Source organism: Nocardia ignorata NBRC 108230 (assembly GCF_001612905.1).
GTDB lineage: Bacteria > Actinomycetota > Actinomycetes > Mycobacteriales > Mycobacteriaceae > Nocardia > Nocardia ignorata.
In genome coordinates this window covers 281,396-291,345 of sequence record NZ_BDBI01000017.1, presented here as the reverse complement: position 1 = coordinate 291,345, position 9,950 = coordinate 281,396, and the positions used below count along the sequence as shown (strand labels likewise).

Genomic DNA, 9,950 nt, shown 5'->3' with positions numbered 1-9,950 from the left:
CAGTGGTTCCGCACGGCGGAGAGTGCGGCAGGTAGCGGACTCGAGTAGTGCCATGCAGCTGAGCACCCGTCAGACGCCCCCCAAAGATCAAGCAGAAGCCGCGGCGGATCGAGCACCCGCCAACGCCGTCGCCCACCAAAACAGTTGATCGAGCATCACTTTCGCCGCAGCCTCGAACCCCTCGGGCTCACGCAGCCGACCATCCTCGTCGAACAACAGGTAATAACGAGGGAACGACACATAATCCCGAACAGTATGTGCGTTGAGTTCGTTGAAAACCTGACGCAGATGTTCGATAGCGAGCACACCCCCGGTCCCCCCGCTGTACCCGACGAACCCGATCGTCTTGCGATCCCACTGAGTGAAGTGCCAGTCGATAGCAGTCTTCAGAGCCGACGGATAACTCCGGTTGTACTCGGGCGTCAGAACAACATAAGCGTCGGCAACAGCAAGCCGATCGGACAACGCCACCATCCCCGACGGCCGCGCGGGATCAGGGTCCATCGCAGGCGGCACCGCAGGCAGTTCGGCCGGAAGATCGAACTCCGCCAGATCGATCACATCGACATCGAACCGATCGTCGACCTGCGCGGCGAACCAGTCGGCGACCACGGGGCCGAACCGCCCGTCGCGGACGCTGCCGATGATGATCGCGAGTTTCAATGCGGACACGGTGTGCTCCTCGAATCTTTGGTGCCGGCCCCGATCGGCCGGTGCAACCCAATGTCGTCGCTCGGCGACCCGGCAGGGAGACCACGCTGAGACTGGTAGTGGCACGGCCACTCTCACCGGCGCGAGGCTCGGTACCGTCGGTGCGGTGAGCGACAACGAACTCGGTCTGTTCCTGCGCACCAAGCGCGAGTCGGTCTCCCCCGCGGAGGTCGGTCTGCCGACGGGCGCGCGCAGGCGGACACCCGGACTGCGCCGCGCCGAGGTGGCGATGCTGTCGGGTGTGAGCGTGGAGTACCTGATCCGGCTCGAGCAGGGACGCGACCGGCATCCCTCGCCGCCGGTGTTGTCGGCGCTGGCCGAGACGCTGCGGTTGACCCCGCGCGAACGGGTGCATCTGCATCAGCTCACCAAGGGCATGTCCGGTTTCAGCTGCGGAGCGGCGGAGAACGGACCCAACCGCACGGTGCGCCCGACTGTCCGCGCGATCCTCGACCAGCTCGAACCCGCACCCGCCGCGATCACCAATCGGTTCACCGAAGTGCTCGCCTGCACGGAGGGCTACCGCAGGCTCATGGGGCCCAGCGGCCTGTTCGATCAGGGCGAACCCGCCAATATCGCGCGTTTCGTCTTCACCCATCCCGGCGCGCGAGAGCTGTACCCGGACTGGGCTCAGGCGGCCGACAAGCTGGTCGCGTCGCTCAAACAGGGCCCGTTCCGCGCCGATCCGATGGTCGCCGCGCTGGTGGACGAACTCACCGTCACCGCGGGCTCTGCCTTCACCGACCGGCTCGCGCGCCTGCCCGGTCTGCCGCCCTCGGGTGGGATCAACCGCATCAGCCATCCCGAGACCGGTGAGCTGCGGCTGGCCTACGAATCGCTCGATCTGTCCATCGACGACGATCAGCAGCTCGACGTTCTGCTGCCCGCCGACGCGGCGAGCGCCGCCGCTCTGGACGACCTCGTCGGCCGCCGCCCGGGTGGTCTGCGTGCCGTCGCGGGCTGACGTGGTGGTACGCGTGTTTCGCCGTGTCGGTGCCGACCGGTAACCTTGGACATCGTGCATCCTGACGTTATCGCCGACCTCGCCGAACTCGACACCACGCTCAAGACGGTCGAGTCGGTCCTCGATGTCGAGGAGCTGCGCCGCCGCATCGATGAACTCGAGCACCAGGCCGCCGATCCCGAACTCTGGAACAACCAGGAGCACGCCCAGCAGGTGACCAGCGAGCTGTCGCATGCCCAGAGCGAACTGCGCCGGGTGGAAGACCTGCGCCAGCGGCTCGAGGACATGCCGGTGCTCTACGAACTCGCCGAGGCCGAAGAGGGCGCCGCCGCCACCGAGGCCCTCGCCGACGCCGACGCCGAACGGGCGTCGCTGCGCGAGGACATCGAGGCGATGGAAGTACGCACCCTGCTCTCGGGCGAGTACGACAAGCGTGACGCGCTGGTCAACATCCGCTCCGGTGCCGGTGGTGTCGACGCCGCCGACTGGGCGATGATGCTGATGCGCATGTACATCCGCTGGGCGGAGCGCCACAAGTACAGCGTGGAGGTCTACGACACCTCCTACGCCGAGGAAGCGGGCATCAAGAGCGCCACCTTCGCGGTGAAGTCGCCATATGCCTACGGCACGCTGTCGGTCGAGATGGGCACCCACCGCCTGGTGCGGATCAGCCCGTTCGACAACCAGGGCCGCCGCCAGACCTCCTTCGCCGAGGTCGAGGTGCTGCCCGTGGTGGAGACCACCGACCACATCGAGATCCCCGACGGTGACATCCGGGTGGACGTGTACCGCTCCTCGGGCCCCGGTGGACAGAGCGTCAACACCACCGACTCGGCGGTTCGCCTGACCCACATCCCCACCGGCATCGTGGTGACCTGCCAGAACGAGAAGTCGCAGCTGCAGAACAAGATCTCGGCCATGCGCGTGCTGCAGGCCAAGCTGCTCGAGCGCAAGCGCCAGGAGGAGCGGGCCCAGATGGACGCGCTCAAGACCAACGAGGGCGCCTCGTGGGGCAACCAGATGCGCTCCTACGTGCTGCATCCGTACCAGATGGTCAAGGATCTGCGCACCAACTACGAGGTCAACAACCCCTCGGCGGTGCTCGACGGTGACATCGACGGCTTCATCGAATCCGGAATCCGTTGGCGCATGCGCGAACAGGCCGACGCATAGCCAGCGGTTCGCTCGCCGACGGTGTCGTTGTTCACGTTTGACGACGCGCCGTGACCGGCCTGTAACCTTTCTGGTGTGTGTTCGAACGGACCGGAACTGTGCCTGCGCGCGCCCCACGGGGCGACGCGATGAACGCTGTGCTCGCGATGAACGGCGGTACGGAGATCACCGCCTGGCTGCGTTCCAGCGGCCTGGAGATCGTCCTATTAGTCGTCGGCGCGATGCTGTTCGGTCGGTTCGCGGCGTTCGTGCGCGACCGGGTGACCACCAAGATCGATGCCTCGTTCCACTCGAGCGACGCCCTTGTCCGCACCGAGGCGGCCAAGCACCGACACGCGCTCGCCCAGGTCATCACCTGGGTGGTGCTGACCATCGTGTATGTGCTGGTCGGCATGGAAGTGCTTCGGCGGCTGGGCTTTTCGGTGACCGGGCTCGTCGCGCCCGCAGCGGTGCTCGGCGCGGCGCTCGGTTTCGGTGCCCAGCGCATCGTGCAGGACATCCTCGCCGGGTTCTTCCTCATCACCGAACGCCAATACGGATTCGGTGACGTCGTGCAGATCGCGGTCACCGGCTCGGCGGAGCCGGCCGAGGGCACCGTCGAGGACGTGACCCTGCGCATCACCACGCTGCGCAACGCCGACGGCGAGGTGATCACCATCCCCAACGGCCAGATCGTGAAGGTGACCAACCTGTCCAAGGACTGGGCGCGCGCCGCGATCGATGTGCCGGTGTCGGCCCAAGCCGACATCAACAAGATCAACGAGGTGCTGCACGAGGTGTGCACCAAGGCCTACCAGGACGCCCGCCTGAAACCGCTGCTGCTCGACGAGCCTTCGGTGATGGGCGTGGAGGATCTGTCGCTCGACGAGATGAACATTCGGATGGTTGCCCGCACATTGCCAGGCAAACAATTCGAGGTGGGGCGTGAGCTGCGCGTGCGTGTGGCCGCCGCCCTGCGTAAGGAAGGAATCAGTGAAACCGCGTAAGTCCACGGCGATCTTGATCGCCACCTGGGTGTCGACCTTCGTCGTCTACCTGTTCGTGAAGCCGGCCGACGGCACGACCACCGAGCCGGTGACCCTGATCAATTCCGTCCCGTCCTGGGTGAATCCCACCCAGTAGCGCCCCGCCGACGTCGTCGGGGCACCCGTCACGAGCAGCCCGCTGGCTACACTGGCTCCTCGTGATCACCATGCGCAACGTTTCCAAGTCGTACAAAACGTCGACGCGGCCGGCGCTGGACAACGTCTCCGTCGAGGTGGACAAGGGCGAGTTCGTTTTCATCATCGGCCCGTCCGGTTCCGGCAAGTCGACGTTCATGCGGCTGCTGCTCAAGGAGGAGGCGCCGACCTCCGGGGAGATCCGGGTGGCCGATTTCCGGGTCGACCGGTTACCGGGCCGCAAGGTACCGAAGTTGCGCCAGCGCATCGGGTGCGTGTTCCAGGATTTCCGGCTGTTGCAGCAGAAGACCGTGGAACAGAACGTGGCGTTCGCGCTGGAGGTGATCGGCAAGCGCCGTCAGTTCATCGAGCGGACCGTGCCGGAGGTGCTCGACATGGTCGGGCTCGGCGGCAAGGGCAACCGGTTGCCCTCGGAGCTGTCCGGTGGTGAGCAGCAGCGCGTGGCGATCGCGCGCGCGTTCGTCAACCGGCCGCTGGTGCTGCTCGCCGACGAGCCGACCGGCAACCTCGACCCCGAGACCAGCGCCGACATCATGGCGCTGCTGGAGCGGATCAACCGGGTGGGCACCACGGTGCTGATGGCCACCCACGACAATCACATCGTCGACGCGATGCGCAGGCGGGTGGTGGAACTCGACCACGGCAGACTCGTGCGCGACGAGGCGACCGGTGTCTACGGGGTGGGGCGATAATGCGACTGAGTTTCCTGTTCACCGAGGTCGCCGACGGCCTGCGCCGCAACCTGACGATGACCGTCGCGATGATCCTGACCACCGCGGTGTCGTTGATGATGCTGGGCGGCGGCATGCTGTCGGTGCGGATGGCCGACAAGACCGAGAACTTCTTCATCGGCCGCCTCGAGGTGCGCTTCTACCTCGACGATTCGGTCTCCGAGACCGACCCCGACTGCGCTGCCGAGCCCTGCAAGTCCCTGCTGGCCGACATGAAGCAGACCTCCGGGGTGGAGAGCGTCCAGTTCCTCAACCGCGCCGACGCGCTCGAGGAGGCCAAGAAGCTGTTCGAGGACCAGCCGGAGATGGTGCAGTACATCGCCGACTCTCCCCTGCCCGCCTCGCTGCGGGTGAAGATGACCGACGCCGACCAGTACCAGCACATCTACGATGCGTTCGCGACCCGGGAGGGCGTGCGGATCGTCGCCAACGACAAGGAGTTCGTCGACCGGCTGGTGAGCCTGTTCGACGGGTTGCGCAATGCCGCGTTCGGTCTGGCGCTGGTGATGGCGCTGGCCGCGATGCTGCTGGTGCTCAACATGGTGCAGATCGCGGCGTTCACCCGGCGCACGGAGGTCGGCATCATGCGCCTGGTCGGTGCGACGCGCTGGTATACGCAGCTACCGTTCCTGCTCGAGGCGGTCGCGGCCGCCTTCGTGGGTTCGGTGCTGGCGGTCCTCGGGCTGGTGATCGCGCGACCGTTGGTGATCGACCGAGCACTGGGCCCGCTGTTCGACAGCAATGTGTTCCCGCGCATCACCGGTGACGACATCGCGGTGGTCGCCCTGACCATCGCACCGGTCGGCATCGTCTTCGCGGCCGTCACCGCTTATCTCACGCTGCGGTTCTACGTACGCGAATGAGTTCGGCACCGCCCTGGGCGTCCGGGGCGGTGCGAGAACGGGTCGGCCGACCACGGTCGGCGGTGCCGCCCGAGGCGTGTCCGCCTAACGGCTCACACTCGGGATCGGTGCGCCGCTGTTCGCGAGACTGGCGTCGAGCTGGGCGGCGAGGTGCGAACGCTGACGGTCGAGGTCGGCGATGCGGCGGTCCAGCTCGGCGGTCCGATCGGCCATGATGCGCACCGACTTCTCACAGGCCTGGACCGGTCCGTCGTGCTCGGCGCACGGGAGCAGGTCGGCGATCTCCTCGGTGTTCAGGCCCGCCGCCAGCAGGTCCCGAATACGGGCGACTCGGGCGACCGCTGCCTCGGGATAGCTGCGATAGCCGTTGGTGTCGCGGCGCGGATGCAGCAGACCTTGTTCCTCGTAGTAGCGCAGCAGCCGGGTGGCGACCCCGGTACGGTGCGCGAGTTCGCCGATCAGCATGTGATCACCGGCACGTTCGGCTTGACCTTCACACCCATGTCAATCCCTAACGTCGCCGTCATGACGACAATTCCGCTGCACACCACCGTTCACGGCTCCGGCCCCGGGATCGTGCTCGCCCACGGCGCGGGCGGTGGCATCGAGAGCAATTTCGGCCCCGTGATCCCCGCGCTCGCCGCCGGTCACACCGTGGTCGCCTCGGACTACCCCGGCGACGACACCCCGTTGACCCTCGACGCCCTCGCCGACGCGCTCGTCGCGGCCGCCGTCGACGCGGGCGTCGAGACCTTCACCATCGTCGGTTTCTCCCTCGGCACCGCGGTGGCCGTGCGTGCCGCCGCCCGCCATCCCGAGCGAGTCACCGGGCTGCTGCTCACCGCAGGCCTGGCCACACCCGACCATCGCGCCCGCCTCGCCGTGCAGACCTGGCAGGACCTCCTCGACCTAGGCGCCCACGAGACGTTCGCCCGCCTGGTCCTGCTCACCGGCTTTTCCACCGACTTCGTGAACGGTCTGCCCGCCGACGTCGTCGACGATGTCGTCCGCCAGACCGCCGCCGCGATCCCCGGCGGGACCCGCGCACAGGCCGCGCTGGTCGAAACCGTCGATACCACCGCCGATCTCGCCGCGATCGCGGTGCCGACGCTCGTCGTGGCGACCAGCGCCGACCTGCTCGTCGACCCGGCGAACTCACGAACCCTCGCCGCCGCGATCCCGGGCGCGGAATACGCGGAGATCGCGGCCGGGCATGTGGTCATGGTCGAGCGGCCCGAGGAGTGGCAGAAGCTGCTGACCGACTTCCTGGACCGGCACGGACTCTGAATCCCACGACCTGAGCGAGTCAGCCGAGATTCCGCAGCTCCGGCCACACCTGTGACCAGGGACGAAGTGGATTGCCGCAGAGGAACATCGGTTCGCCCTGTTCGTCGTTGTCGATACCCAGGCCGTTGTCGAGAGCGCCCCGGGGTTCGATGCTCGCACAGAGCCCGGTGAGCCGCTCGCGATCGATGCCGACGGTGAGGACTTCCGTCGCCGTATCGGGTGGCGGACCCCACCACCAGTAGGCGTTGTGGCCGGAATGCGGTGTGGGCAGGTCGTATTCGGTGCCGAGGTGTTCGATGGCGCCCGCTTCGCCGTAGTTGGCGGTGAGGATCGAAGCGCCGGGCGGATGGGCGGCGGCGATCTGTTCGACATAGCGTGGCCAGCCGATGGTTTCGCCCGCGTCGTAGTTGATCGCCAGGGTCGGCGAGTGTGGGATCGCCTCGATGGGTAGCACCGGAAGGAACAGTGAGGCGGACATGACCGCGTTGAGCGCGATCACGGAAGACACTGCGAACCAGCGCCTTCCGGTCTGCCCGAGCCAACCGGCCAGGCCGACCGATCCGGCCGCGAGCAGCACGGGATACATCCCGCCGAGGTAGTAGGCCTTGCCGCCGGTCACGAGGAACAACACGAAAAGCAGGATGTAGGCCACCGCGAACGCGCGGTACCGCGAATGCCACAGCCGCCACAGCCCGTAGACCCACAGCGGTACCAGCAGCGGACCGAACAAGCCGAACTGCAAGAGCACGAACATGATCGGCGAATCCGAGGTCCCCGACGAACCGCCCGCGACGGCCCGGCTCAGCTCCCACTGCGGCCAGCCGTTGCGCGCCTGCCACCACAGATAGGGCAGGGTCAGCAGCGCGCCGACGACGACCGCACACGGGAAGAACTTGGTGGCGAACACCTTTCGCTGCCCCGTGAGCAGTAGGGCCACCACGAGCGCCACGACCGGCACGATCAACAGCACCTTGTTCAGCAATCCGACACCGACGAGCACGCCGATCAGCAGCCACCAGCGGGGATCACCGGTGGTGTCGCCGTCGACCACTACCGACGAGGACGACGAGTCCCCCTTCGCCCGACGCAGTTTCAGCACGAGCAGGCACACCAACGACCACACGGCGAGGTCGAACACGGTCGTGGTGAGCAAGTGCCCGACGCCCTGCACCAGCGCCGCGCTCGCGACCGCCGCGGCCGCCAGCGCCCGCGCACCACGCCCACCACCCAACTCCCCCGCCATCCAGCCCGCGCAGACGACAACCACCGCCGCCGCGACGACCGAGGGCAGCCGGAGCACCCACAGCGCGTCGGGGTCGATCGCCGACATCACCCGCGCGAGAAGCGGCACGAACGGTGGCTGATCCGGATAGCCCCAGGCCAACCGCCTACCCGCCGCGAGGAAGTACAGCTCGTCGCGGTGATAGCCGTAGCGGCCCGAGGTCACCAGCAAGACGAGCGCGAACACCGATACCAGGACGCGCACCTGTGCAGCGTGACAGAATCCGGCGATTTCCCGGTTCGTCCTTGCACTTCTTACTCCAGAGTAAGATAGTCTTACCGGAGAGTAAGATAGTGGGGCCACGGAGCGTCCCGACAGCCGAGGAAATCAGGTGATGATGAGCACTCGAGACAGCGCGACGAAGCGACGTCCGAACGACACGTCCGCGGTCGGCCTCAACCAGCCCAAACGGGACTGGATGGGCGCTGCGATGCGCGCTTTGACGACCGTGACCGGGTCGGAGTTCGCCGGCAAGTACAAGCTGCGCAAGCCCATCGAACGCATCACCTACGAGGGCACCAAGACCGGATTCCGGACTCTCGGCGCGGCGACCCGCACCTTCGGCAAGGTCACCGGCGGCGGCGAGCCCAAGCGACTACCCGACAACGAGGCCAAGACCAAGGACTACTTCGACCTCACCCCCACCGACGATCAGAAGATGATCGTCGAGACGGTGAAGGATTTCGCCGGTGAGATCCTGCGCCCGGCCGCCTACGAGGCCGACGCGGCCGCCGAGGCCCCGCGCGATCTGCTCGACCGCGCCGCCGAACTCGGCATCACCCTGATCAACGTTCCCGAGGAGCTCGAGGGCGCGGCCGCCGAGCGCGGCGCGGTCACCAACTCGCTGGTGGCCGAGGCCCTCGCCTACGGCGACATGGGTCTCGCGCTGCCGATTCTCGCGCCGAGCGGTGTGGCCGTCGCGCTGTCGCAGTGGGGCACCGACGCCCAGCAGCGCACCTACCTGCCCGCCTTCACCGGCGAGAACGTGCCGCAGGCCTCCGTGGTCATCAGCGAGCCGCGCGCCCTTTTCGACCCGTTCGCCCTGCAGACCAAGGCCACCCGCTCTCCCAGCGGCTACCGCCTCAACGGCGTGAAGAGCCTGGTCCCGGCGGCCGCCGACGCCGAACTGTTCCTGGTGGCGGCCGAGCTCGACGGGCGCCCGGCGCTGTTCATCGTCGAGTCCGACGCGGCGGGTCTGGTGGTGGAGGCCGACCCGAGCATGGGCCTGCGCGCCGCCGGTCTGGGTCGGCTGATCCTGGACAACGTCGCGGTCGGCACCGACGCGATCCTCGGCGACGGTGACGCCGCCGCCCGCGCCGCCGAGTACGCCGACGCCGTGCAGCTGGCCCGCCTCGGCTGGGCCTCCCTCGCGGTCGGCACCGGTCAGGCCGTGCTCGACTACGTGATCCCCTACGTCAACGAGCGTGAGGCGTTCGGCGAGCCGATCTCGCACCGCCAGGCGGTGGCGTTCATGGTCGCCAATATCGCGATCGAGCTCGACGGTCTGCGCCTGGTCACCCTGCGCGGCGCCTCGCGCGCGGAGCAGGGCCTGTCGTTCGCCCGTGAGGCGGCGCTGGCGCGCAAGCTCGCCACCGACAAGGGCATGCAGATCGGCCTCGACGGTGTGCAGCTGCTCGGTGGCCACGGCTTCACCAAGGAGCACCCGGTCGAGCGCTGGTATCGCGATCTTCGTGCCATCGGCGTCGCCGAGGGCATCGTGCTGGTGTAGCGGCCGCTTTTCTTACCTTCCAGGAGACT

At 67.5% G+C, this 9,950-nt stretch carries 11 protein-coding genes; 8 read left to right on the top strand and 3 right to left on the bottom strand.

What is annotated here, in order from left to right:
* Positions 1-87: 87 nt before the first annotated feature.
* A complete protein-coding gene (locus NI2_RS16325) occupies positions 88-672 on the bottom strand; it encodes an NADPH-dependent FMN reductase (protein WP_067491652.1) in 585 nt (194 codons plus the stop codon).
* 145 nt (positions 673-817) lie between these two features.
* Between NI2_RS16325 and NI2_RS16320 the strand changes: the two genes are divergently transcribed.
* From NI2_RS16320 to ftsX, 6 genes are all read left to right on the top strand, one after another.
* Positions 818-1,675, top strand: a complete 858-nt coding sequence (locus tag NI2_RS16320) for a helix-turn-helix transcriptional regulator (RefSeq protein WP_067491650.1) — start codon at positions 818-820, stop codon at positions 1,673-1,675.
* A 54-nt stretch (positions 1,676-1,729) separates the two neighbouring features.
* Positions 1,730-2,848: a peptide chain release factor 2 gene (gene prfB, locus NI2_RS16315; RefSeq protein WP_067491755.1), complete on the top strand. Its 1,119-nt coding sequence runs from the start codon at positions 1,730-1,732 to the stop codon at positions 2,846-2,848.
* Between the two features lie 128 nt (positions 2,849-2,976).
* Positions 2,977-3,834 carry a mechanosensitive ion channel family protein gene (locus NI2_RS16310; protein WP_067491648.1) on the top strand — a complete coding sequence of 286 codons (858 nt, stop codon included), beginning with the start codon at positions 2,977-2,979 and terminating at the stop codon, positions 3,832-3,834.
* On the top strand, positions 3,821-3,970 hold the full coding sequence (locus NI2_RS33855) for an Rv3103c transmembrane domain-containing protein (RefSeq protein WP_157102088.1): 150 nt from the start codon (positions 3,821-3,823) through the stop codon (positions 3,968-3,970). Before NI2_RS16310 ends, NI2_RS33855 begins: the two co-directional genes overlap by 14 nt.
* Before the next feature lie 70 nt (positions 3,971-4,040).
* Positions 4,041-4,721 (top strand): cell division ATP-binding protein FtsE, encoded by a 681-nt coding sequence (gene ftsE, locus NI2_RS16305; protein ID WP_210740346.1) that lies wholly within the window; start codon positions 4,041-4,043, stop codon positions 4,719-4,721.
* Positions 4,721-5,623 carry a permease-like cell division protein FtsX gene (ftsX, locus tag NI2_RS16300; protein WP_067491644.1) on the top strand — a complete coding sequence of 301 codons (903 nt, stop codon included), beginning with the start codon at positions 4,721-4,723 and terminating at the stop codon, positions 5,621-5,623. Before ftsE ends, ftsX begins: the two co-directional genes overlap by 1 nt.
* Positions 5,624-5,707: 84 nt before the next feature.
* Here ftsX and NI2_RS16295 read toward each other — a convergent pair whose 3' ends face one another.
* Positions 5,708-6,088 carry a MerR family transcriptional regulator gene (locus tag NI2_RS16295; protein ID WP_067491642.1) on the bottom strand — a complete coding sequence of 127 codons (381 nt, stop codon included), beginning with the start codon at positions 6,086-6,088 and terminating at the stop codon, positions 5,708-5,710.
* 60 nt (positions 6,089-6,148) lie between these two features.
* On the opposite strand from NI2_RS16295, the gene NI2_RS16290 reads away from it, so the two are divergent.
* Entirely contained in the window at positions 6,149-6,910 is a 762-nt protein-coding gene (locus tag NI2_RS16290) for an alpha/beta fold hydrolase (RefSeq protein ID WP_067491753.1), read from the top strand.
* Positions 6,911-6,929: 19 nt separating this feature from the next.
* On the opposite strand, the gene NI2_RS16285 is transcribed toward NI2_RS16290, so the two are convergent.
* Positions 6,930-8,396: a glycosyltransferase family 39 protein gene (locus NI2_RS16285; RefSeq protein ID WP_067491640.1), complete on the bottom strand. Its 1,467-nt coding sequence runs from the start codon at positions 8,394-8,396 to the stop codon at positions 6,930-6,932.
* 127 nt (positions 8,397-8,523) lie between these two features.
* Between NI2_RS16285 and NI2_RS16280 the strand changes: the two genes are divergently transcribed.
* Positions 8,524-9,921 (top strand): acyl-CoA dehydrogenase family protein, encoded by a 1,398-nt coding sequence (locus tag NI2_RS16280; protein ID WP_371851986.1) that lies wholly within the window; start codon positions 8,524-8,526, stop codon positions 9,919-9,921.
* Positions 9,922-9,950: the final 29 nt, after the last annotated feature.

Excerpts from the sequence above, each read along its gene's own strand:
- ftsE (WP_210740346.1), top strand. The coding sequence starts at position 4,041 with ATGCGCAACGTTTCCAAGTCGTACAAAACGTCGACGCGGCCGGCGCTG.
- NI2_RS16290 (WP_067491753.1), top strand. The coding sequence starts at position 6,149 with ATGACGACAATTCCGCTGCACACCACCGTTCACGGCTCCGGCCCCGGG.
- NI2_RS16310 (WP_067491648.1), top strand. The coding sequence starts at position 2,977 with ATGAACGCTGTGCTCGCGATGAACGGCGGTACGGAGATCACCGCCTGG.
- ftsX (WP_067491644.1), top strand. The coding sequence starts at position 4,721 with ATGCGACTGAGTTTCCTGTTCACCGAGGTCGCCGACGGCCTGCGCCGC.
- NI2_RS16295 (WP_067491642.1), bottom strand. The coding sequence starts at position 6,088 with ATGCTGATCGGCGAACTCGCGCACCGTACCGGGGTCGCCACCCGGCTG.